General features: G+C 60.8%; 19 protein-coding genes. 12 read left to right on the top strand and 7 right to left on the bottom strand.

Annotated features, from left to right (window positions below; all coding sequences use genetic code 11):
• Positions 1-221 precede the first annotated feature (221 nt).
• The 6 genes from ACMUVN_RS21645 (at position 222) to ACMUVN_RS21670 (ending at position 8,540) form a co-directional block, all read left to right on the top strand.
• Positions 222-2,159 (top strand): ABC transporter substrate-binding protein, encoded by a 1,938-nt coding sequence (locus tag ACMUVN_RS21645; protein WP_063473731.1) that lies wholly within the window; start codon positions 222-224, stop codon positions 2,157-2,159.
• A gap of 120 nt (positions 2,160-2,279) precedes the next feature.
• A complete protein-coding gene (locus ACMUVN_RS21650) occupies positions 2,280-3,266 on the top strand; it encodes an ABC transporter permease (protein WP_063473730.1) in 987 nt (328 codons plus the stop codon).
• Positions 3,267-3,275: 9 nt separating this feature from the next.
• Entirely contained in the window at positions 3,276-4,397 is a 1,122-nt protein-coding gene (locus ACMUVN_RS21655) for an ABC transporter permease (RefSeq protein WP_063473729.1), read from the top strand.
• A 7-nt stretch (positions 4,398-4,404) separates the two neighbouring features.
• Entirely contained in the window at positions 4,405-6,126 is a 1,722-nt protein-coding gene (locus ACMUVN_RS21660; RefSeq protein WP_063473728.1) for an ABC transporter ATP-binding protein, read from the top strand.
• Positions 6,123-7,340, top strand: coding sequence for a mandelate racemase/muconate lactonizing enzyme family protein (locus ACMUVN_RS21665; RefSeq protein WP_063473727.1), 1,218 nt, complete (start codon positions 6,123-6,125; stop codon positions 7,338-7,340). The genes ACMUVN_RS21660 and ACMUVN_RS21665 overlap by 4 nt, the downstream gene beginning before the upstream one ends.
• Positions 7,341-7,352: 12 nt before the next feature.
• Complete coding sequence (locus ACMUVN_RS21670) at positions 7,353-8,540, top strand: galactarate dehydratase (RefSeq protein WP_047619090.1); 1,188 nt, start codon at positions 7,353-7,355, stop codon at positions 8,538-8,540.
• 95 nt (positions 8,541-8,635) lie between these two features.
• Here the strand turns inward: ACMUVN_RS21670 and ACMUVN_RS21675 are convergent, their stop codons facing one another.
• The 7 genes from ACMUVN_RS21675 to ACMUVN_RS21705 form a co-directional block, all read right to left on the bottom strand.
• Entirely contained in the window at positions 8,636-9,208 is a 573-nt protein-coding gene (locus ACMUVN_RS21675) for an NADPH-dependent FMN reductase (RefSeq protein ID WP_047619086.1), read from the bottom strand.
• Positions 9,209-9,242: 34 nt separating this feature from the next.
• Positions 9,243-9,908, bottom strand: coding sequence for a nitroreductase (locus ACMUVN_RS21680; protein WP_063473766.1), 666 nt, complete (start codon positions 9,906-9,908; stop codon positions 9,243-9,245).
• A gap of 394 nt (positions 9,909-10,302) precedes the next feature.
• On the bottom strand, positions 10,303-10,656 hold the full coding sequence (locus tag ACMUVN_RS21685) for an ArsR/SmtB family transcription factor (protein ID WP_047619082.1): 354 nt from the start codon (positions 10,654-10,656) through the stop codon (positions 10,303-10,305).
• Between the two features lie 263 nt (positions 10,657-10,919).
• Entirely contained in the window at positions 10,920-11,612 is a 693-nt protein-coding gene (locus tag ACMUVN_RS21690) for a response regulator transcription factor (RefSeq protein WP_063473726.1), read from the bottom strand.
• Between the two features lies 1 nt (position 11,613).
• A complete protein-coding gene (locus tag ACMUVN_RS21695; RefSeq protein ID WP_063473725.1) occupies positions 11,614-11,991 on the bottom strand; it encodes a response regulator in 378 nt (125 codons plus the stop codon).
• A gap of 2 nt (positions 11,992-11,993) precedes the next feature.
• A complete protein-coding gene (locus tag ACMUVN_RS21700; RefSeq protein WP_132575478.1) occupies positions 11,994-12,635 on the bottom strand; it encodes a response regulator in 642 nt (213 codons plus the stop codon).
• On the bottom strand, positions 12,632-16,267 hold the full coding sequence (locus ACMUVN_RS21705; protein ID WP_132575502.1) for a PAS domain-containing protein: 3,636 nt from the start codon (positions 16,265-16,267) through the stop codon (positions 12,632-12,634). The genes ACMUVN_RS21700 and ACMUVN_RS21705 overlap by 4 nt, the downstream gene beginning before the upstream one ends.
• A gap of 406 nt (positions 16,268-16,673) precedes the next feature.
• On the opposite strand from ACMUVN_RS21705, the gene ACMUVN_RS21710 reads away from it, so the two are divergent.
• The 6 genes from ACMUVN_RS21710 (at position 16,674) to repC (ending at position 24,805) form a co-directional block, all read left to right on the top strand.
• On the top strand, positions 16,674-17,426 hold the full coding sequence (locus ACMUVN_RS21710; protein ID WP_132575476.1) for an SDR family oxidoreductase: 753 nt from the start codon (positions 16,674-16,676) through the stop codon (positions 17,424-17,426).
• Positions 17,427-18,239: 813 nt separating this feature from the next.
• Entirely contained in the window at positions 18,240-19,229 is a 990-nt protein-coding gene (locus ACMUVN_RS21715; RefSeq protein WP_183906016.1) for a potassium channel beta subunit family protein, read from the top strand.
• Positions 19,230-19,560: 331 nt separating this feature from the next.
• Complete coding sequence (locus ACMUVN_RS21720) at positions 19,561-20,874, top strand: hypothetical protein (RefSeq protein ID WP_063473721.1); 1,314 nt, start codon at positions 19,561-19,563, stop codon at positions 20,872-20,874.
• 273 nt (positions 20,875-21,147) lie between these two features.
• Positions 21,148-22,341: a plasmid partitioning protein RepA gene (gene repA / locus ACMUVN_RS21725; protein ID WP_047619065.1), complete on the top strand. Its 1,194-nt coding sequence runs from the start codon at positions 21,148-21,150 to the stop codon at positions 22,339-22,341.
• A 3-nt stretch (positions 22,342-22,344) separates the two neighbouring features.
• On the top strand, positions 22,345-23,346 hold the full coding sequence (gene repB, locus ACMUVN_RS21730; protein WP_063473720.1) for a plasmid partitioning protein RepB: 1,002 nt from the start codon (positions 22,345-22,347) through the stop codon (positions 23,344-23,346).
• A gap of 154 nt (positions 23,347-23,500) precedes the next feature.
• On the top strand, positions 23,501-24,805 hold the full coding sequence (repC, locus tag ACMUVN_RS21735; protein ID WP_132575474.1) for a plasmid replication protein RepC: 1,305 nt from the start codon (positions 23,501-23,503) through the stop codon (positions 24,803-24,805).
• Positions 24,806-24,888: the final 83 nt, after the last annotated feature.

Raw genomic sequence — 24,888 nt, forward strand, 5'->3', positions numbered from 1 at the left:
TGCCGCCGTTTTTGGTCTGGCGACAGTATTTTCAGCGGCATGACGCCTGCGGTGTCTGGCTGCATCGCTATCGAATTTGTAAATATCTGTCAACTCTTGTAATCATTTGAGAACGTGTCTATGGTTCGGTCCCAGCGCCGAGGAGGGCGCAAGCGGCAGGTCGGGAGCCCGCCGCATCAGCCGGTGCAAAAGCTGTGCCGGCGCAAAAAGGGAGGAACTCGATGCCCAATGAAATTCTGTCGCGTGGTGTCACACGCCGCGCCGTGCTTGGTGGCATGGCTGGCGTCGCAGCGCTGTCCATCGCCGGCCGCGCTTTCGCCGCAGGCGGCGAAGCGCCGGCACTTGCGCAGCTCGTCAAAGACGGAAAACTGCCGCCGCTTGCCGAGCGCCTGCCGAAAAAGCCGATGGTGGTGACGCCGTACGAGAAAGTCGGCACCTATGGCGGCTCGCTGCGGCGCGGCCTTCGCGGTTCATCGGACCATAACGGCATCCTGCGCATGGTCGGCAACCAGAGCCTTGTGCGCTGGAACCTCGATTTTACCGCCGTGCAGCCGAACCTTGCCGAACGCTGGGAAGTTAGCGACGACGCAAAGCAATTCACCTTCCATCTGATCGAAGGTGTTCGCTGGTCCGACGGCCACCCCTTCACGGCCGACGACGTCGTTTTTGCGATCGAAGACTGCGTCAAGAACACCGAGCTCTACAGCTCGACACCGGCGCAGCTTGCGGTCGCCGGCAAGCCGGTCACGGTCGAGAAGATCGACGATTATACGGTGAAGTTCACCTTTGCGGCGGCCAACGCGCTTTATCTCGAAAACCTCGCCACGCCGCTCGGTCAGCATCCGACATTGTTCCCGAAGCATTACTGCAGCCAGTTCCTGCCGAAATACAATCCCAATATCGAGGCCGATGCGAAGAAGGCCGGCGTCACCAGCTGGACGGAGCTGTTCCGCAGCCGTTGCGGCGATATCGAGATCCCGTCGCGGTGGGGCAATGTCGACAAGCCGACGCTCGATCCGTGGGTGGTCAAGGAGCCCTATGCCGGGGGTGCCACGCGCGTCGTCATGACCCGCAATCCCTATTTCTGGCAGGTCGATACCGAGGGCAACCAGCTTCCCTACATCGATGAAATCAACTTCGGCATCTCGCAGGACGTCGAATCGCTGATGCTGAACGTCATCTCCGGAAAGATCGATATCCAGGAACGCCATATCAGCGTTCTGGCCAACAAGCCGACGCTGTCCCAGAACATGGAGAAAGGCGATTATCGTCTGCTGACGCTGGTGCCTTCGGCCTCGCAACAGTGCCAGATCTACTTCAACATCACCCACAAAGATCCTGCCATGCGCAAGATGTTTGCGGATAAGGCGTTCCGGCAAGCGCTGTCGATCGGCATCAATCGCCCAGAACTCATCGACATCGTCTATTTCGGACAGAGCGAACCCTACCAGGCAGGACCGCGTCCGACCCATCCCTGGTATAACGAGAAATACGCGCGCCAGTTCACCGAATATGATGTCGACAAGGCGAGCGCGATGCTCGATGAAGCCGGCTACAAGAAGGGCAGCGACGGTTTCCGGCTGCGGCCCGACGGCCAGAAAGTGTTCTTCTCGATCGACGTCATTCCGACGCTCTATCCCGACCTCGTCGATGCCCTGGAATTGGTCAAGACGCATTGGGCTCAGATCGGTATAGACATGAAGGTCAACACGATCGAGCGGGCGCTCTATTACACTCGCGGCGACGACAACGCCCATGATGCGGCGGTGTGGCCGGGTCCTGGCGGTCTCGATCCGATGCTCGATCCGCGCGATTTCTTCGCCTTCCATCCTCAAGGATCGCGTTACGCCATTCCGTGGACGCTTTGGTACACCTCCAACGGTGCCCGCGGCGAAGAGCCCCCGGAAAGCCAGAAGAAGCGCATGAAGCTCTTCGACGAAGCGCGTTCGACGGCCGATCTCGACAAGCGCGGCGCGATCATGAAGCAGATCTTCGATATCGCTGCGGAGGAGTTCGAGACAGTCGGCCTATGCCTTGCCGTCGGCGGCTTCGGCATCATCCGCAACAATCTGCGCAATGTTCCCGAGAAGGAGCCGGATAGCTGGTCCTGGCCCAATCCAGGGCCTGCGATGCCGCAGCAATTCACCTTTACGAGCTGATTTCGAACTTGGCGCCGTGCCCAACGGTACGGCGCTTTCTTTCAGTTCGCCCTCCGAGATGCCTTGCCGGCTGACGGCCGACAGGGCCCGGAGGGCGGCGTTCAATGCAAGAGGCGCCTCATGCTGATCTTTATCGCCAAACGCTTCCTATGGATGATTCCATCGCTGTTTGCCGTCAGCTTCCTCGCTTTCGTGTTGATCCAGCTGCCGCCGGGCGACTATGTCACGACCTATATTGCGACGCTGGCCGCCTCCAACGAGATCGTCGATCAGAACACGGCGGCACAATTGCGCGAGCGCTTCGGCCTCGGCGATCCGATGCTCGTCCAATATTTCAAATGGATCTGGGGCATCCTCTCGCGCGGCGATTTCGGCATTTCCTTCGAGTGGCAGCAACCGGTCTCCGACCTGATCTGGGAGCGCATGGCGCTGACCCTCGTCCTGGCTCTGTCGACATTGATCGCCACCTGGGCGATCGCCCTGCCGATCGGCGTTTTCTCCGCCGTGCGCAAATATTCCATCGGCGACTATTTCTTCACCGCCTTCACCTTCTTCGGCCTGGCCGTTCCGTCTTTCCTGCTGGCGCTGGTGCTGATGTATATCGCGGCGGTCGAATTCGGCCAGGATGTCGGCGGGTTGTTTTCGGCGGAATACGAGAACGCGTCCTGGAGCTTCGCCAAGATGGTCGACCTGTTTTCGCATCTCTGGCTTCCCGTCATCATCCTGGCCGTCTCTTCGACGGCAAGCCTCATTCGCGTGATGCGCGCGAATATGCTCGACGAACTGCCGAAGCCTTATGTGACCACGGCACGGGCAAAGGGGCTCTCGGAGTTCCGGCTGCTGATGAAATATCCTCTGATGATCGCGCTCAATCCCTTCATCTCGACGATTGCCTGGCTGCTGCCCAACCTCATTTCCGGCTCCGTCGTCGTCGCCATCGTCCTCAATCTGCCGACGGCAGCACCCCTGCTGCTGCAGGCGCTGATGGCCCAGGACATGTATCTCGCCGGCGCCTTCGTTCTGCTGATCTGCGCGCTGACGCTGATAGGCTCTCTGATCAGCGACATCCTGCTTGCGCTGGTCGATCCCCGCATCCGGTTGGAATAGGAGCCTCACGTGGCCGACATCACCGTTACAAATATTCAGCCGGATCGCGCTGCCGTCGCATCGCAGTGGCAGCTCATCTGGTGGGCTTTCCGCCGGCACCGGCTCGCCATGGTCGCGCTCGTCGTCACCGTGATGATGTATATCGTCGCCCTTGTTCCCGGTTTCTTCGCCATCAACGATCCGAACCTGCAAAATGCGCGGGCGACTTTTCACCCGCCGCAGAAATTGCATCTGATCGATACTGCGAACGGTTTCTCCTTCGGCCCGCATTATTACCCGATGAAGCTGACTCGCGATCCGGAAACGCTGGCCGCTATCTTCAAGGAAGACACGACGAAGCGTGTCGACGTCCAGTTTTTCGGGCGCGGCTATGAATATTCCGTGTTCGGCCTGTTCAACACCAACATCCATCTGATCGCCTCGCCCGACAAGACGACGCCGCTGCTTCTCTTCGGTGCCGACAGGCTGGGGCGCGATGTCTTCAGCCGAACGGTACAGGGCTCGCAGATATCGTTGTCGATCGGCCTCGTTGGCGTATTCTTCTCACTGATTCTCGGCATCGTGCTCGGCGGCATCTCGGGATACTACGGCGGCCACATCGATTTCTTCCTGCAGCGGGTGATCGATTTCGTGCTGTCGCTGCCGACGATCCCGATCTGGCTGGCCATGGCCGCGGCCCTGCCGCAGGATTGGCCGGCGACGCTGCAATATATGATGATCACGATCATCCTGTCGCTGACCGGCTGGGCGCAGCTTGCCCGCGTCGTTCGCGGCCGCTTCCTGTCCCTGCGCACCGAAGAATTCGTCGCCGCCGCCAGGCTCGACGGCGTTCGCGAAAGACGCATCATCTTTCGCCACATGCTGCCGAGCTTCGCCAGCCACATCATTGCCTCGATCACGCTTGCGGTGCCGGCGATGATCCTTGCCGAAACCTCACTCTCCTTCCTGGGGCTTGGGCTGCAGCCGCCGACCATCTCCTGGGGCGTGCTGTTGCGCGAGGCCCAGAACATTCGCTCGATCGCCACGGCACCGTGGCTCTTCATGCCGGGCTGCGCCGTCGTCGTTGCCGTGATGGCGCTCAACCTTCTCGGCGATGGCCTGCGCGATGCAGCCGATCCCTACAACAAATGAGGCCGGCATGACCGATATCGTTCCCATTGCCGGCAAGCCGCTGCTGCAGGTGAAAAATCTGACCGTCGAATTCCCGCTGCGCACCGGCGTCTTTCGCGCCGTCAGCGATCTGTCCTTCACGATCGAGCCGGGCAAGACGCTCTGTGTCGTCGGCGAAAGCGGATCGGGAAAGTCGGTGACGGCGCGTTCGATCCTGCAGATCGTCGATGCGCCCGGCCGTATCTCCGGCGGATCGATCATCTTGAACGAACAGAACGGCGGCTCGATCGATCTGACCAGTCTCAATCCGCGTGGGCGCCAGATCCGGGCGATCCGCGGCCGCGACATCGCCATGATTTTCCAGGAGCCGATGTCGTCACTGTCGCCGATCCACACGGTCGGCAACCAGATCGTCGAGGCGCTTCGCCTTCACACCAGGATGAGCAAGGCAGAGGCGCGCGCCGAGGCCATATCGCTGCTCAAGCAGGTCGAGATTCCCTCGCCGGAAAAGGCGCTCGACCGATATGCCTTCCAATATTCCGGCGGCATGCGCCAGCGCGCGATGATAGCCATGGCGCTCGCCTGCAAACCGCAGCTCCTGATCGCCGACGAACCGACCACGGCCCTCGACGTGACGACACAGGCCGAAATTCTCGATCTGATCGCCCGGCTGCAGAAGGCCAAGGGCATGGCCGTTCTGTTCATCACCCATGACATGGGCGTCGTCGCGCAGATCGCCGACGATGTGCTCGTCATGCACAATGGCGTCGCCAAGGAATATGCGCCGGTCGAGCAAATCTTTCATGCACCGAAAGACGACTATACCCGCATGCTGATCGGCTCGGTGCTGAAGCTGGAAGCGAAGGCCGAAATTCGGCTGGAGCGCGCCCCGCTCGACACGACGGCGCCACCGATCCTCGAACTCCGCAATGTATCGATGGATTTCGGTGAAGTGAAAGCGCTGGACGATGTTTCCATTTCGCTTCTGCCGGGCGAGACGCTTGGGATCGTCGGCGAAAGCGGATCCGGGAAGACGACGATGGGCCGCTCGATCATGCGGCTGATTGATCCCACAGCAGGCGAAATCCTCTATCGCCGCGCCGACGGCGACATCATCGATCTGGCAACGGCAAAGGGTCAGACGCTCGCCGCCGCACGGCGGGAATTGCGGATGGTGTTTCAAGATCCTTTCGGCTCCCTCAACCCACGCATGACCGTCTCCCAGATCATCGGCGAGCCGCTGCTCGTCAATGGCGTGGCAAAGGGGCGGGCGCTGGACGAGCGCGTTTGCCACCTCATGGAGCAGGTCGGCCTAGACCCGAGGGCGCGCGAACGCTACCCGCACGCATTCTCCGGCGGCCAGCGCCAGCGCATCGGCATTGCCCGCGCCATCACACTCAATCCGCGTGTCATCGTTGCCGATGAGGCGACCTCGGCGCTCGACGTCTCCGTGCGCTCGCAGGTGCTCGATCTCCTGATGCGCCTGCAGGACGAACTCGGCCTCGCCTATATCTTCATCAGTCATGACATCGGCGTCATCCGCTACATGTGCGACCGTGTCGGCGTCATGTACAAAGGCCAACTCGTCGAAATCGGCGATGCGGAGAAAGTCTGCCGCACGCCCGAGCACGCCTATACGCAGGCGCTCATATCAGCCATCCCGCGCCCCGATCCGCGCGACCGCGATCATTCGCGGCGTTTCCGCTACGTCGCGCCGGAGATTCTGAAGAATGGGAGTTCTCTGCGATGAAAATCACCGGGATCCGCACGTTTCTCATGCATGCCGGTCAGCCCGATCCCTCCAAATGGGCCTCGGACGAGCGCTCCGGACATGGTGCGTCCAGACAGCTCGCCGGCACCCGGAACTGGCTCTTTCTGAAGATCGATACCGACGAGGGCATCACCGGTATTGGTGAATGCTCCGGCTGGCCGCGCGTCATCGAGACGGCGATCCATGATCTTGCACCCCTCCTTATCGGCGAGGATCCGGCCCATATCGAACGGCTGTGGCAGAAGATGCATATCGCCATGATGGGTCACGGCATGCTCGGGACGGTCGGCGGCGGTGCGATGACCGGCATCGACATGGCGCTCTGGGACATCAAGGGCAAGGCGCTCGGCGTGCCAGTCTGGATGCTGCTCGGCGGCAAGGTGCGTGATCGGATCCCGATCTATTCGCATGCGAATACGCCCGAGCGCGCGCTCGCCATCAAGGAGCGCGGCATCAAGGCGATCAAATGCGGCGGGGTTGCCGATCCCGTCCGCAAGGTTGCAGCTCTCCGCGACGCCGTCGGCGACGACATGGACATCGCCATCGATCTGCATGGGCCGCCATGGCTGACGCCAGCCGATGCCTGCCGGCTGGTGCGGGCGCTCGAACCTTACGAGCTGATGTGGGTCGAAGATCCGATCGCACCCGACAATATCGACGGCTACCGGCGCATCCGCGACGCAGCCCATGTGCCGCTCGCGGCTGGCGAGCGCTCGGCAACTATCTTCGGCGAGCGCGAGCTCATCGAGAAGGAACTGGTCGACGTGATCCAGCCGGATACCGGCCGGGCCGGCGGCATCACCCAGATGAAGAAGATCGCCGCCATGGCCGAGGCGCATCATATCCAGATGGCGCCGCATTCGGGCTCGCTCGGGCCGGTGGCCGAATATGCCGCCTTGCATCTGCTTGCGGCGATCCCGAACGCCCTCATTCTCGAGCGCCTTGACGACGACTGGGACGGCCGCCGCCAGACGATCGTGCCGCACCCTGTTCAGGTCGACGGCCTGATTGCGGTTCCCGACGGGCCGGGGCTCGGCTGCGATATCGACGAAGCATTCGTCGCTCGTTTTCCGAGCGGCGGCAATGTCTCCGTTCCCGTGCCGGAAGCTGCCGGCTCCTATAATCCCGGAACCTACAAAGAGCATCTCTACGTGCAGACGCGCGTCGCACGCCGCAGCTATTTCAATCGCTAGAAGGACAGAAAGATGAAGATCGACCGCATGCGGGTTTTCATGACCCGCGACAAGGACCGTCCCCGCGTGATCGTCGCGCTCGACACCGATGACGGGCTGACGGGCTGGGGTGAATGCTACAATCACGGCCCCGACAAGGCGCTGCCGCCGCTCCTGGATTATCTCTACGCATTTCTCTCCGGCCAGGACCCCACACGCGTCGATTATCTCGTCAATCTGTTGATCCAGCAAAGCCGGTTCCCGCCGGGCGCGCTTGGCCTTGCCGCGATCTCTGCGCTCGATCACTGCCTGTGGGATCTTGCGGCCAAGGCAGCAAATGTCCCAGTCTACAAGCTGCTGGGCGGCGAGGTGCGCGACCGCATCAAGGTCTATGCCGGCGTCTACACCGCACCGGACGCGCCGGCCGCCCGCGACGAATTCGATCGTCTGAAGGAAGAATGGGGTTTCACCGCCTTCAAGCTCAGCCCCTGGCGTATCGACATGCACGCCCATCGCTGGGGCAATGTGGTGAAAGCCTCGGCGGATTATTTCCGCTCGCTGCGCGAGACGGTCAACGACGAATACGAGATCGCCTTCGATGCCCATGCCAAGATTTTCGAGCCGGTCGCCGCAAGGCAACTCGGCAACGCGCTGGCCCCCTACGATCCCTTGTTTTTCGAGGAACCGCTGCGCCCTGAGAATATCGAGGCGTGGGGCGATCTGAAACAGGGGCTCAACTGCGTGCTTGCCACCGGCGAGTCGCTCTACAACAGAAACGAGTTCCTGCGGCTGCTGCAGGTCAAGGGCGCCGATCTCATCCAGCCCGATATCTGCGTCGTCGGCGGCATCAGCGAAATGCGCCGCATTGCCACACTCGCCGAAGCCTATTTCGTCGGGGTGGCGCCGCACAACCCGATGGGGCCGCTTGCGACGGCGGTCAACGTTCATTTTTCGGCCGCGGCGCAGAATTTCCGCATCCTCGAATACCGGCTGCCGAAGGGGCAGGCCTATGTCTATGGCGGCCTCGATATCGAGAAACGGCAGGGGGAAACCCGCTATGTCGTCGATCCCTATCTGCCGAAGGACGGCTATCTGGAATTGCGTCCCGACCGGCCGGGCTGGGGCGTCGAAATGGACGAGAAGGCGATGGAAGAGGAAGGCTACATCCACTGGCAGCGGCGCGTGCCGAAGCGACCGGACGGCTCCTACGCCTTCGCCTGAGGCATTGTGCGCTTTAAAAACCGGAGCTGGCCGCCCAGATGGACGTGGCCAGCTCCCGCAGTACAGGATACGCAATCGCTCATTCCAAGCGCCCTCTAGGCATCTCTAGGCAGCACTGAGCGAACCCTTGCGATGAAGACGTGGAAGTCCCGCATGAAAGTGCGAAGGAAATCGGCGGTGCTGTCTTTCGTGACCTCGCCGTCGTCGGTGATCAGCCCTGGTGTGAACTGGATGTAGGCTTCCGGGGCATTCATCTGCGGAGAGTTGCAGAAACTGAGCACACTGCGCAAATTCTGCTGGGCGACGGCTGTGCCGATCGCGCCCGGCGACGTGCCGATCACTGCTGACGGCTTGCGTGTGAACGAGTTGGTGCCGTAGGGGCGGCTCGCCCAGTCGATTGCGTTTTTCAGCCCGCCGGGTATGGATCGATTGTATTCCGGCGTGACGAACAGCACGGCGTCGACGGCCGCGATTGCCGCCTTGAATGCCTTGCCAGCCGGAGGGTAGTCGGCGTCATAGTCGTAGCTGTAGAGCGGCAGATCCTTGAAGGATATCTCCGACATTTCGAGTTCCGGCGGGGCCAACCGCACCAACGCCGTGGCGAGTTTGCGGTTGATCGAGCCCTTGGCGAGGCTGCCGATGAGATAGCCTACTTTATGCGTGGTCATGGCGTTCTCCCTCTTGTCCTTTGATCGCAAGTAACTAATCGCCGAGGAACGTGACCGTCTCGTCGAGCGGCGCGCGGCCCGTACGGGCGTAACTTACCGTGGGGTCCTCGTACCCGATCGACATGCCGCAGAAGAGGATGAGCCCGTCCGGGGGTGACAGGACCTCCGCGACCGTCTCGCGAACCTGCGACCACGCCATCTGCGGGCAACTGTGCAGACCTTCGGCGCGGAGCAGCAGCATGACGGTCTGCAGATACATGCCGACGTCGGCCCATTGGGGTAGGCCCAGGTCGCGATCGATGTAGCAGAACAGGGCGGCGGGCGCGCCGAAACAGTTCCAGTTGGCGATTGCTGCCCGCTGGCGCGCTTCCCAGTCCTCGCGTGCAATGCCGAGCGCGCTGTAGCGCTCCTTGCCGAAGGCGGATCGGCGCTCCCCGTAGGGGGACTTCAGTGCGGCCGGGTACATCTCGTACTGCCGTTTGTCCCAGGCGTCGCCATGGGCCACACGCTCGACGGCGGACGTCTTCAGCTCAGCCAGCGGCGCGCCGGTCATCACGTAGGTGTTCCACGGCTGGATGTTCGATCCTGACGGCGACCAAGCCGCGGCGGACAGCACCCGCTCCAGAACCCCCCTGTCCACAGGCGCGTCTTTGAACCCGCGCACCGACCGTCGGCTTTTGACTGCCTCATATACGTCCATGATCACCTCCGTCTGACCCAAACCCAGCATCGATGAGCATGGTCGGGCTGCCGTTCCGTTCCTGATGCGGTTCATTATCTCCATTCGCAATGGAGGCGTAATCACACCGTGGTCTAGGAGGGGTACATCAAACGTACATCGGGGATCGATGCGTTCGAGGGGCATGTAGGCGAAGCATGACAGGACTCCCGCGCCACGGCATCCCGGCCTTGGAATTGCGGCCCCTGAACGGCGGCTTGGCGCTTGCGCTCAAGCCGCAGTCGTCTTTTTCGAAACTGCGTTCTTCGCCGTGATGCCGCACCTCGATGCGGCGGCGCCGATCCTGAGTTGCCGACAGGATCATCCTCAGCAGAATTGGACACCAATCATGAGCCGCAAGAGCAACGCTTCGTCATCAGGTGCCTACGGCTCGGACACGTTCTACCGGGGAGCGATGGTAGGATCCGAAAATGTCGGCGAGCGTATCGAGCATCGCCTTGGCCGCGCCGGATTGAAGTGAATAATAGATCGTCTGTGCAGCCCTTCGCGTCTGCACGAGTTCCTGTTCTCGAAGAATGGCCAAATGCTGGGACGTCGAAGATTGGCTCAACCCCACCTCGTCGGCCAGGACGCTCACCGACATTTCTCCCTCGGCCAGCAGATGCAGCATATGAAGCCGTTTGGCATTCCCCATGGCCGACAGGAAGTTTGCTTCGTTGTCGAAGGCGGTGGTTTCAGGGGAAGGCGCGGTTGACGAGTGATTGTTCAAAGCGAGATCTCCATTAGGAACCAAAGCGGGGCACCAGGTCATATCCCCGAGCTTTAATTTAGGAATAACGCATGGGTGCGCGGCCGAAACCCCATTGCCGGCGCAAGATGGTCTTTTTCGGCGCAGATCGGATACGGCGCGCATCAAATGGACAGCGGCGGTATGTAATCTTCGAGGCCGGCATCCCGAGTTTTTGGAGGCGTGCTGCTAAAGCTGGAGCAATTCCAGCAAAACTGTGCAGCAGTGTTGCGTCTGGAATTGCGCTAGCGCGCGCCTGCCTGGCGCATTTGTGCGGGCAGAGTTTCCCAGGCCCGGATCAATTCGCCGATGGAGGCAGCCTCCATCTTGTGCATGACATTGCTGCGATGCAGCTTGACCGTCACTTCGCTGATGCCGAGATCGAAGGCGATCTGCTTGTTGAGGCGGCCGCGTGCCACTTCATGCAGAACCTCGCGCTCGCGCTGCGTCAGGGTCTCCAGGCGCTTGATATTGCGCTCGGCGATCGCGGCTTCCGCTCGCCGCTCGGCATCCGTCGCAATGGCAGCCGTAATGGCGTCGAGCAGCGTCTGGTCCCGCACGGGTTTGGTGAGAAAATCGACAGCGCCGGCCTTCATCGCCTGAACGGTCATCGGGATGTCGCCATGGCCGGTCACGAAGATGATCGGCTTGGCAATGCCGTTTTCGGCCAGATGACGCTGCAGGTGGAGGCCGCTTGCTCCAGGCATGCGCACATCGAGGATCAGGCAACCGGGGCTATCCAATATATCGGCGTCAAGCAATTCGCGGGTCGAGGCAAAACTGGTCGACCGGAAACCCGCCGACAGGATGAGCTCCGACAGCGCCTCACGAACGGACGCGTCGTCATCGACGATGATGACGAGTGGCTCTGTCTCTTCACATCTGCCCTGCAACGATAACGGCGCCGATCTCCGCAGCAACGGCTGGTCAACTCGCATGTCACCCTCCATCTGTCGATTTATGCAAAGCGCTGGCTATGGCTGCCAGCAGCGCCTGGGCATCAAAGGGCTTGCGGAAAAATCCGCCCACGCCTTGAGCGCGGCCCTGATCTGCTATCTCGTGGCGGCCCGTGATCAGGAATACCGGCAGCTCCGGACGCGACTTCCGCACCAAATCGCGAAGTTCGAAGCCGTCGATGCCAGGCATTCCGATATCGGTGATGAGCAGGTCGAGGTCCGACAGCCCGTTGATGAGCAACGAGCCCGCCGACGAAAAGCTGCGGGCCACATAACCCGCGGATTCCAGAAGGTCGCCCATCGATTCAAGCAACCTTGGATCGTCATCGACAATTGCCACGACGTGTCTTGTCTTGTTCATGTTCAATTCCCTCCCACTCGGCGCGAGTGGGTTATCGGTATTTCCAATCTCTCCGCGATCCGGACGAGATCGGCGAGCGACGCCGCCGCCATTTTCTGCATCACATTTCTTCTATGGATCTGCAGCGTGACTTCGCTGATCCCCAATTCGGCTGCCGCCTGCTTGTTGAGAAGACCGCTGACGACGAGCGGCAGCACCTCGCGCTCTCGCGGCGTCAGGTCGAGGTAGTGTCGTTTGAGCATGTCGAGTTCGGCGCGTTCCGATCTCTTTGTCCGATCCTCGGCGATCGCCGCGTGGACTGCCGCCATGAGGTCCGCATCGCTGAAGGGTTTGGTCAGGAAGTCCACCGCACCATGCTTGATCGCACGCACGGAGGAGGGAATGTCGCCATGTCCTGTGATGAAGACGATCGGCGGATGGTCCCTGTCAGCGATCTGTCTCTGCAGGTCGAGGCCGTTGATGTCAGGCAGTTCGATATCGAGAATAAGGCAGGCGGGCAGGTCAGGCTTGTCCGCTTTCACGTATTCGCAGGCCGATTCGAAGGGGATGGCGCGCATGCCGTGCGACTCCAGCAACTCGCCGAGCGCTTCCCGAATACGTCCATCGTCATCCACGATGAAGACAATATGGTCATCGGCTGTCATGACGCCGCCTTCGTTTCTATGGGCAAGGTAAAGATCAACGTCGCTCCGTGCGGATTGTTCTTCTCGGCCCACAATCGTCCACCATGAAGCTCGACGATCGAACGGCAGATCGCCAGCCCCATGCCCATGCCGTTTTCCTTGGTCGTGAAGAACGGCTCGAACATTTTCTCGGGAAACTCGATACCCTGGCCGCGATCGCTAATCTCGGTCTGGACGGCATTCCCCATATGGCGCGCGCGGATCTCGATCATCCTGTCGTCTGCAACGGCGTCCATCGCTTCCATGCCGTTGCGGATGAGATTGATCAGGACTTGCTGGATCTGGATGCGATCGATTGCAATGAGCGGAAGATTGCCGTCAACGTCGACACCGATGCGAACACGACGTCGCCAGGCCTCGTCGGTCATCAGGCTGCGCGCCTCGTCGATGATGCCGGAGATCGTCGTTTGGATCCTCCTGTCCGCGGACTGTTTGAATAAGGCGCGAATGCGGCTGACGACCTCGGCCGCCGAGTTGGCGTCCCGGATGATGCGCTCGACCGTCTTTTGCGCCCGCTCCATATTCGGCGGCTCAGCCGTGAGCCAGCGCTGGCAGGCATGCGAATTCGCCACGACGGCCGCCAGCGGCTGGTTCACCTCATGCGCGATCGAAGCCGAAAGCTCGGCGAGGCTCGCCGCCTGGCTCGCCCGGGCAAGGCCCTCTTGCGCCAGGCGCAGCTCGTCTTGCGCTCGTACCTCACCGTCGATATCGAGGCATATGACATTCCACTGAATGATCTCGCCTTCAGCGTTGCGCATCGGCGCCGCGCGTGTCTCGACCCAACGATATTCACCATCGAACCGCCGTAGGCGATGCCTGCGTGCATAGGGCTCGCCGGTGGCGAGCGAATGAGCATACTTTTCCTTGACTCCGGCCACCTCGTCGGGATGAACACCGGCGTCGAGTGTGCCGGCCAGCCGGGACTTTCCCGTTCCGTCCAGCTCTTCGAGCTTGTATCCGAGAAAGTCGCGAAGCTGAGGATTGCGATAGACCGGCTCTCCATCCGGAGCGGCGCAATCGATCATGGCCGGCAGCGTCTCGACGATCTGCCAGAGCGAGCGTTCACTCTCTCGCAGCGCTTCTTCAACGCGCAGCTGATCATCGATGTCATGCGAGAGACCGTACCATTGGACGATCCGCCCGTTTTCGTCCCGCAGCGGCTCGGCGCTGCCCTTCACCCAGCGATAGACGCCATCGGCGCGCCGCAGGCGATACTGTTTTGAGAAGCCCTCGCCGGTGACGAGGGAGTGGTTGAGCGCTTCGGCGAGGCTGGCGGCATCGTCGGGATGGACGGCGGCTTCGATGAGGGCTGCCAGCCGACTGACGCCGGGCTTTTCCATATCGGCGATGTCGAGACCGAGAAAATCGATTAGGCGCTGGTTGAAGAAGGTCGGAGTGCCTTCCGAATTGAGCCGCCAGAGCAGGCTGGGAACCATATCCACCAGTTGCGAAAGCTCCCGCTCCCGGTCGCGCAGCGCTTCCTGTGCACGCATCTCATCGTCAATGTCGACTGAGATCACGTACCATTGCATGATTGCGCCGCTTTGGTCCCGCAGCGGTTCGGCGCGGCCGTCGACCCAGCGATAGGCACCGTCGACGCGGCGCATGCGGTATTTTATCGAGAAGGGATCGCCGCTGGCGAGGGAACGATGAACCGTCTCCAGCAACCTCGATGCGTCATCGGGGTGGACGAGGGTGTGAATGACTGACGCGAGGCGGCTCATGCCAGGCCTGTCCATATCGCCCACGTCGAGACCGAAAAAGTCGATCAGACGTTTGTTGAAGAAGACCGGCTCGCCTTCCGGCGTCAAGCGCCTGATCTGTACCGGGACCATGTCGACGAGCTGCGAGAGCTCGCGCTCACGTTCACGTAACGCCTCCAGCGCACGCACCTCGTCGTCGATATCGAGAGAAACGCCATACCATTGCACGACCGTTCCGTCGTCATCGCGGCGGGGCTCGACCCGGCATTCCGCCCAGCGATAGACATCATCCTGTTCGCGCCAGCGAAATCGCATCGCGGAGCCGGAGCCGGTTTCGAAGCAGTTCCTGAGCGTACGCTGGATGTCGGGTGCGTCTTCTGGATGAATCAGCTGTTGCAGCAGATCGTCGATGCGCGGTTCACCGAGAGCGTCGAAATTGGCAATAACGGAGCGAAAATGATCCTGATACCGCTTGTTGAAATAGAACGATCCTCCCGTGGGCTCCACACTCCAGATGCGAACCGGCACGGCGTCTATGATCTGCTGAAGCTGTTGTTGGCTCCGCCGCACAGCCTCTTCGGCATGAACCTGATCGTCGATGTCGTGACACAGGCCGTACCACTGGACAATGCGCCCTGATTGATCCCTCATCGGTTCCGCGCGGCTCGACATCCAGCGATAGAGGCCGTCGGAGCGGCGCAGTCGATACCGCATGGCGAAGCTCGCGCCGGTAGCGAGGCAATGGCGAAGGGCATCTCCGAAACCCGCCGCATCCTCCGGGTGAACGGTGGCGTCCAGGACGGACTCCAGCCGGCTCATGTCGGGTTTGTCGAAATCAGCAACATCGAGACCGAGAAAATCGACCATCCGTTGGTTGAAGAAGGTCGGCTCGCCGTCGGGGGTTAGACGCCAGACGTGGCTCGGAACCATATCCACGAGCTGCGAGAGTTCCCGCTCCCGGTCGCGGAGCGTATCCAGGCTTTGGCGCAATGTGAGCACTGCCAACTGGTGTTGCCGGGATATGGCGGCCACAATGAGCGCCGAAAATGCCGAGATGGCCAGAAAAAGCTGCAGCATGACCTGCTTGTGCTTCTGGGCCTCGGGATCGCCGGCAAACTGGCTGGTGCCTGTTATCGTGAACAACGCCGTGATCAAGGCGAGGAGGACCAAGGATACGGCGGCGCCTTTGAATTCGAAGCGAACGGCGGCCCAAAGAAGAGGCGGCATGATAATGTATGCGAAGGGGAGGTAGCCGCTCAGCGAAAGAGCCGCAACGCCGAGAAAGATCAGCCCCAGGACGAAAGCTTCCACCCATTGCGCGGCTGAGAGTCGGGTCTTGCCGCGCCAGCTGTGAAATACGACCAACGCCAGCGGCGCTACGATCAGGACGCCGGTGGCGTCTCCGATCCACCAAAGAGGCCAAGCCGTTGCGAAGGATTGCGATTGTATGCCAAACCACGCCAGGGTCGCACTTCCCACGGTCGCGCTTGCGATGGGCGCAATCCCCGCGCCCAGTACGACGAACGCGAAAACTTCCTGCAAGGTTTCCAGCCGAACTGGCCGCTTCAAGATTCGGTTGACGAGCCATGCCCCGGCAACCGCTTCCAGGGCGTTACCGATGTAGATCAGAAAAGCCGCAGGCAGCGGACTGTGGAACCACAGCAAATTGCTGAACAGTTCGGCCAGGCAGCCTCCCAGCACCCACCAAGGCCAGCTGTAGGGAGAGGCGGCCACAAGTGTCGCAATGAAAAGGCCACTCGCCGGCCAGATGGAAATTCCGGTTCCAGGGACGATTGCGAGCGACTGGGCGAATCCGCAGGCCAGCACATAGGCTACGATGAAAAGGCCCAGGTGCAGGAATTGAGGGCGGTGCGACCAGACGCTCATTATCAGTTGCTCCTGCCGGACAGACAAAGCCACGGGATCGTCGGCGTTTTGTATTGTCGTTATTCTCGATTTCGGGGCTGGCGAGCGCATGCTCAGACCGTAACCCCGCCCCATTACAACCGCAACTCATGGAAACCCATGCATTGCGCGGGGATGTGGCCGCCGTGCCCGGAATCGGTAGTTCGGCGCGAACGAGCAATTGGAGACCTGTCCTGCCTTCTGGTGGGGCATCCTAAACCTTGGGGTGGTTTCGCTAGACGTACGGCTAAGGCGACCGGACCCCATGGACGATGGAGAGCGCCCGGCTTTCCAGTCATTGTCGGTCCGGTCGATTCCGAGACGTTGAAGACGATCCCTATCCGCGATCTCGTCGCCATTCGCGCGGTGCAATGCAACAAAGGATGCTGAGATGAAAATCACGGTAGCGGGAGCAACCGGTGTTGTCGGAACACGCCTCAGTGAAATCATGCGCCAGTCCGGCCACCAAGTCAGCGCCGCGTCGTTGTCGCTCGGCGTCGACACGGTTAGCGGAAAGGGCCTTGAAGCGGCCTTGGCGGGAACTGAAGTCATCGTTGACGTTACCAACGCCGCATCTTTCGGCGACAGTGCGGCGCTGGATTTTTTCAGGGCTTCGACCAGGAATTTGCTTGCCGCAGCGGCCGAGGCCGGTGTCAGGCACTATCTTGCACTTTCGGTCGTCGGCACGCCAAGTCTGGTCGAAAGCGACTATTTCCGCGCGAAAATGGTGCAGGAAAATCTCATCAGGGCTTCAAATCGACCCTATACGCTTCTCCGTTCCACACAGTTCTACGAGTTCATCAGCGGATTGATCGACACCGGTGCTGATGGTGATGTTTTCCGATTGTCTCCGGCGTTCATGAGGCCGGTGGCGGCCCGTGACGTCGCCGCATTGCTGGCGGAATTGTCAGTCGGAGCGCCGTTGAACGATATTGTTGAAATCGGCGGTCCGGATCAATTCGGTATCGATGAAATCGCCCGGATCTATCTCGCCGCGAATGAGGACGAGCGGCAGGTGGTGACAGACCCATCCGCCTCGTATTTCGGCGTCGAATTGACCGCCGGCGCGCTGCTTCCTGGCGCCGGCGCGCGCGTGGCGACCGAGAAGCTCTCCGACTGGCTCTACCAAGCGATGGCGGACTAGCGAGTCGATCATTTGATCGCGCGGTGGCACCCGATTCATATCCAAGACGCATTCCGTAGCGTGCAGGTCGGGTATCGGTCGAGGCCCTGGCGGCCAAGGGAATTGTCAAACTCGACGTGTGAGATGGCCGACCCCAGGGGGCGGTTAAAAGAAGGCGGTGGACCCTCATGTTGCCCACCGCCCACCTCCTCCCGGCGTCCGCCGCCACGGTCGGGAAGAGAACCAAATCTATCCGAACCAGGCCTTGGTTTGTATCTAAGCCGGCAAACAAAAGCGTAGTGTCGTTCACCAGTCACATAAGCATTTGTGAGGTGTGATTTGCCGCCAGGCGAATGTCATTGAAGTTGCTGCGGTCGCGGTCGCCGTTCCTGTGGATAAGCTGTGGATATCCAGTGGATGACACGATCGATCGGCGGCCGACAAAGCCCCCTATTCTAATCATATGTTGCCTATCCGTTCCGAATCTCTTCATCTTGCGTTGCTGCCGTCGACCTCCGCCGCAAACGTCGTCGACCGCACGCTACGGGCGCTCCGACATAAGTCGCGGAGCGCCCTTTCTCTTGCCGGAGGCTGGAACGCAGGCAAGAACCGTGGCGGCGGTTCCACCGCACCCGTGCTTCAGTCCAGGCGGGCAAACGCGGATCGTTTCACTGGATCGATCGTCTCGTCACAAAAGAGGCGATGCGAACCGATAGCTAAGCCTCGCATATCGTTGCTCATGCCATAGATTACGCGAATTGGCAGTCGATCAATCGTGCGACGCCGACGCCGGTGACAGGCCGGCACATGTTCATAACTTGCGGGAGCTGCATGATGGAATATCGACGTTTGGGAAAGTCGGGTCTGAAAGTGAGCGAGTTCTCTTTCGGTTCATGGGTCACTTTCGGCAAGCAGGTAAATGGAGGCGACGCCGTCGATCTCATGAAGCTTGCCTATGACAACGGGGTGAACTTCTTCGACAATGCCGAGGGATACGAAAGCGGCAAGTCCGAAATCGTCATGGGCGAGGCGCTCAGATCGCTGGGCTGGAGCCGTGACAGCTTCGTCGTCTCCAGCAAGGTCTTCTGGGGAGGGCAGAAACCGACACAGCGCGGCCTGTCGCGCAAGCATGTGACCGACGCCTGCCATGCCGCGCTCAAGCGGCTTCAGGTCGACTATCTCGACCTCTACTTCTGTCATCGCCCGGATATCGACACGCCCATCGAGGAAACAGTCCGGGCGATGCACGATCTCGTCGCCCAGGGCAAAGTGCTCTACTGGGGTACGTCGGAATGGTCGGCGCAACAATTGACGGAAGCCTATGCCGTCGCTCGGGACTTGCGCATCACTCCGCCGACGATGGAGCAGCCGCAATACAACATCTTCGAGCGCCAGAAGGTCGAGTCGGACTACCTCCCGCTCTACGAGTTGATCGGGCTTGGCACCACGATCTGGTCGCCACTCGCCTCGGGCGTCCTCACCGGCAAATACAATGACGGTGTGCCCGCCGACAGTCGCATGAACCTGCCTGGCTACGAATGGCTGAAGGAAAAGTGGTCCAGCGATGCCGGCCGCGCCCAGCTCCGACAAGTCGGCGAGCTCGCAAAGCTCGCGGACGAGATCGGAATATCGATCACGCATCTCGCCCTTTTGTGGTGCCTCGCCAACCGGAACGTCTCGACCGTCATTCTTGGCGCATCGCGCGCCAGCCAGCTGCAGGACAATCTCGCGGCCCTCTCACACAGGCAAAAGATGACGTCTGACGTGCTGGACCGGATCGACATGATCGCCGGCAACAAACCCGAAGAACCCCGTCGCTTCTAGGCGAAACAAATTTCTCTCGACGAGCCAAACCAAAACTCGTCGAGGGAAACTGCGGTTGGCCTACCGCAGCAGCACCGTGGTGGCCCCTCGGCGGTTGGCGTGCTTTCCGATTTTTGATCGGCGCTGAGCTGCGATAGAGCAACTGCCGCTATTGAGCGGCAATGACGGCCGTTATCGCCCTGTTTCTCCTGATAGCGCCCACTTCTTCGTAGGCTCACGAATATGATGTGGGTCGAAGCGTTCAAGAAACCTTCATGAAGCTCAGGGTTGAAATGGCCTCCCCCGGCTCCAAATCTCGTCGGCGGTCTTCGAAGCACGAGGGGAGGGGCACATGGGCAATGCGTATGTCGATCGGATAGGGCGGGCCAGGTCAGGTTTGGGCTTCATTGTCGTTCTTGCCTGCCTCCTGTCCTGCCTTCCGGCATTTGCCGCGCCCGCCGATATCGGCGGTTTGACGGTGACCCTGCCCGACGCCGCTTCCGGCTGGAGGAAGGCCGCCAAAGGCAATCTCTTCATGCTGCAGAAGGATTTTCCTGAAACGGATGACGACAAGCGCGGCAGTGCTCTGATCCAGATCACCAAGCCGCTCCCGGCCGCGCGCAATTCCCTGCAGGCCGGGATGAAGACCTTCGTCGCCACGCTGCCCGACATGGCGAAGGAAGATATCCTGATCAAACATTACGGGGTGACGGTGAACGGCCACGACATCCGCGTGGAAGAACGCTGCTGCGTCCATCAGAACAATGTCAGCATCAACCAGATCGTGGTCGGCATCGCCGGCGACAAGCGGCAGGCCTATCTGCAGCTCGTGCTGCTGAATGTAACCGGCGACAGAAGCAAAGGGGCGGAGGCTGATTTCGCGGCCCTCGTGCGCTCGGTGAAGCTCGATCCTTCCGACAGGGATTTCGACCTTGTTCCGGCGAGCGGCGATGGCGGGCTGGACGGCGTCTTCACCCATCTCGATACCGGCATCCGGCCGAATGTCTTCGGCGGCATGGATTTCTACTCGGACAGCACGATCAGCATGTTCGACCGGGAGGGCCGGTTCAGCACGGAGCTGCCGAAGGGCGGCCGGAGCATTGGCGAACATTGCAAGGAGACCCCGACTGATTGCGGTCTCTACAAGCTTGCCGGCGGCGGCTTCTTCTCCTCGGCCGGGTCGATCGAAATGCGCAGCGTCACCTCAGCCTACGGCACGATCGAAATCGAGACGAAACCATTCTCGAAAAAGGGTGAGGACCTGGTGATTTCAGACGCGGATTATCGCGCCGTGCCGCCATTTGATGAGGGCACGACGCTCGACGGCGAATGGGTTTCCACCTTTGCCTCGAGCGGCATGACTGCGACCTCATCGGGATCGGTGGCCTCCAGCCATACGCTGACGCTTCGTCGAAACGGCACCTTCGAACGCACGGGCTGGTCCGGCGCCTCGATGATGAACGAAATCGGCGGATCCCGATCGGGCGTCACCACATCCGGAAACCGGCCGGGCGCAAGCGGCCGCTATAAGCTTTCCGGCTATCGCCTCGACTTGACCGACGCCGACGGCAGGACGGAAAGCATGAGCATATTCGAACCGGACAAAGCATCCGACGGGCTTCTGGTGATCAACGGCAACAACTACCTCAAGGACGACGGGAGATAGCCAGGTAGCATCCAAGGTATTGAATAAATTAGATTTATAAGGCTAAGGCCTAAACTTCCCGGTCGGTTTGAAAGCCGCCAGGGCTGTCAGCCGTTTCGAGCCGTCGCCATGGCGCCAGCCGCCCGAAACCTGCCTGACCTAGCCAGCCGTCTCGATGGGTGAAATGAGCAGCTTGGTTAAGCATTTGTAAATTGGTAACGAATCGAGGCATATAGTAACTGCGCAACTGAAGCGCTTTCGTTCAAAATTGCGCAGTTACGTGGGAAAAAGATCATGCAGCCGAGTCTTGCTCTTCAGGACGATCAAGAGCATCTCCCGTCGCTTCTGGCAACAGATGCGAAGGAGTTATCCTATCAACTTCAGCAGCATCAGGCAAAAATCTTCCCCCCGCTGTCGCAAAAGACCATCAGAACATTTTCGCCGGCGGAAGCTGCGGCCTTCATCGGCATTGGCGAAGGCTATCTCCGCCAGGTGGCTGCCGATGGCCATGGCCCCGATCCGCTCGCAAACGGACGGCGGCTTTACAGTGCCCTGGATATGGATCGGATTCGCCGGGTCCTCGACGAGCGAAACGGCACGCCGAAATATGTGCCGGCCCGCAGGCCGGGCGAAAAGCTCCAGATCGTCTCCGTCATGAATTTCAAGGGCGGCTCGGGCAAGACCACCACGGCGGCCCACCTGGCGCAGTTCATGGCGCTCAGGGGCTACCGCGTGCTCGCCGTCGACCTCGATCCGCAGGCTTCCTTGTCCGCCTTGTTCGGCCATCAGCCGGAGTTCGACGTCGGAGAGGGCGAAACCATATATGGCGCGATCCGATATGAGGAGCCGCGTCCGATCGCCGACATCGTGCGCGCCACCTACACGCCCAATCTGCATCTGATTCCGGGCAATCTCGAGCTGATGGAATTCGAGCACGAGACACCGAAGGCGATGGCCTCGGGAACGGCGGAGACGATGTTCTTTGCCCGCATCGGCGAGGTCCTGACGGAGATCGAAAGCCTTTACGACATCGTCGTCATCGACTGCCCGCCACAGTTGGGATTCCTGACGATGTCGGCGCTCTGCGCGGCAACCTCGGTCCTGATCACGGTTCACCCGCAGATGCTGGATGTCATGTCGATGTCGCAGTTCCTGACGATGACGAGTGAGCTGATGTCGGTCGTGGAAAAGGCGGGTGGTCGCACCAGCTATGACTGGATGCGCTATCTCGTGACCCGTTTCGAGCCGAACGACGGGCCGCAAAGTCAGATGACCGGCTTCATGCGGGCGATCTTCGGCAATCGAATGCTTCACAATGCCATGGTGAAGTCGACGGCGGTCGCCGACGCCGGCGTCACCAAGCAGACTCTCTACGAGGTCGAGCGGTCGCAGTTCACACGCGGAACCTATGACCGGGCTCTGGAGTCCCTCAACCTCGTGAATGGCGAGATCGAAGCGCATATTCGCTCGACCTGGGGAAGGAAATAGGAGATGGCGCGCAAGAACCTCATCGAAATCTCCGCTCCGAACCCGGCAAGGGTGGAGGCAGTCGCGCCGCGCGACAATCGTCCGATCGCCGGATTCGTGCCGCAGGAGCGCAGTGCGGTGCCGGTCGGCGGCATCACCAAGACGCTCGGCAACATTACCGAGAAAATGGAGCGGGCGAGTGAACTGGAACGGCAGCTTGCCGCCGGCCAGACCATCGTCGAGCTCGATCCCGGCCTGATCGACGCTTCCTTCGTTAGCGATCGGTTGGCGATCGATGCGGCCGAACTCGCCCAGCTTGTCGAGCAGATCCGCGAGCATGGGCAGCAGGTTCCGATCCTTGTTCGTCCGCATCCCGAAACTAGGGGACGCTATCAGGTTGCCTACGGCCATCGTCGCCTGGCTGCCGCCCGAGAAATCGGCATCAGGGTGCGCGCGGTCGTCCGCGATCTTACTGACGGTCAGTTGGTCGTCAGCCAGGGTCAGGAAAACAGCGCTCGAACCAATCTCTCCTATATCGAGCGTGCGCTCTTCGCATCGCGGCTGGAGGAACGCAGCTTTGGCCGCGATGTCATCATGGCGGCTCTCGGCGTCGATAAGGCGGCGCTGTCGAGAATGCTGATCGTCATCCGGCAGGTCCCCCTGGCGCTCGTCAACGCCATCGGCGCGGCCCCCGATATCGGCCGTCGACGCTGGTTGGAGCTGGGCGAGCGGCTGGAAGGCGCCGACATCGAGAAGATCATCGCGGAGTTGTCCGCGGACGACGCTCGCAAAATCTCAAGCGACGAGCGGTTTCATCGGGCACTCGTTCTGGCAACGAAGAGGACGGCAGCGCCGAAGCCGGCGATCGCCAAAACCCTAGTCAGCGGCGTGCCGGTGGTGATCAAAAAGACAGCATCCGGTGCAACCTTCGTCTTCGACGGCAAGACCGCACCCGGTTTCGATCAATTCGTCCAGGAAAGGCTGAAGGGCCTGTTCCAGGAATTCAACAAGGACAGAGGAGCGTAACGCGCAAAAGAAAAAGGCCCCCAACGACGCCGTCGTGGAAGCCCTTCTCAGATCTTAAGCACATCGAGAATCGCATTTCCACGAATCACAGTCAAGCGTCTTAGGCACCAAATTGGTGGATGGTTTTCTTTTGCCTGAACGAAGGTGAAGGCAAATGGAGAGTGGATATGTGACGACGCCCTTTGGGCGGCGGCCGATGTCGCTTGGCATGCTGGCAAGCCAGCAACTGGCCGAGACCATCGAGCCGGGAATGAAGCGCAGCAAGTGGAAGCTGTTCAGGGCAATCTGCGAGGCGCGGCCGGCGCTCGGCGTGACCGATCGGGCGCTGACGGTGCTCGATGCGCTTCTGACTTTCTACCCTGACGACGAGATTTCCGAAGAAAAGGGCCTGATCGTCTTCCCGTCGAATGCGCAGCTTTCGCTGCGTGCCCGCGGCATGACGGCAGCCACCCTCAGGCGGCATCTTGCCGTCCTGGTCGAGGCCGGCCTGATCCTGCGCAAGGACAGTCCGAATGGAAAGCGCTATGCGCGCCGCGACAAAGCAGGTGCCGTCGGTGAGGCCTTCGGCTTCAGCGTCGCGCCGCTGCTCGCGCGTGCGGTTGAAATCGAAAACCTGGCCGCCCAGGCGGTCGCCGACCGGGAATTGCTCAGGGTGACCAGGGAACGCCTGACGGTGTGCCGGCGCGATATCTCCAAGCTGATCGCGACAGCCATCGAAGAGGAGGTCTCCGGTGACTGGGAGGGAATTTCGGCGATGTTCCGCACGCTCCTTGCCCGAATTCCGCGCGTTGCGACGGCCGAAGCACTGGCGCCGCTGCTCGACGAGATGGGACTACTGCGCGACGAGATCATCAACGCATTGGAAAGACGGATAAAAACACAAAAAATAGACGCCAATGAGTCTCAGATTGAGCGTCACAAACAGAATTCAAATCCCGACTCCACTTATGAACTTGAACCAAGCTTCGAAACGAAGCAGGGCGAAAGGGCGGTGGCCGATAATGAGCCGAACGCCGAAGCGCCGGACGAGCGAAGATTGAAACAACCGAAGCCTTCCGGCGGGATGGGCAACAAGGCGAAAGACACGGCAGATCCAGGGGCCGGGCATAGCCTGAAATCCTTCCCGCTTGGCCTCGTCCTCCAGGCCTGCCCTCAAATTCTCGACTACGGGCCGGGTGGAACGATCGGCAACTGGCGGGATCTGATGTCGGCTGCCGTCATCGTGCGCTCGATGCTCGGCGTCAGCCCCTCGGCCTATGAGGAAGCCTGCTCGGGCATGGGGCCGGAAAATGCCGCAACCGTGATCGCCTGCATCCTGGAAAGGGGAGGGCATATCAACTCGCCTGGCGGTTATCTCCGCGATCTGACCCGAAGAACCGAGAGGGGCGAATTTGCTATCGGCCCGATGCTGATGGCGCTGGTGCGGGCAAACAGTGGAGTGCGGCGACATGCCGGTTGATCGTAAGGAAGTTGCGGCTACGACAATGATCCGCAACGCTGACAAAGCGGCAACAAGGCAAAGAAAAACCCGCCGCTGAGGGC

It is taken from the genome of Rhizobium sp. IY2 (genome assembly GCF_047532935.1).
Lineage (GTDB): Bacteria > Pseudomonadota > Alphaproteobacteria > Rhizobiales > Rhizobiaceae > Rhizobium > Rhizobium anhuiense.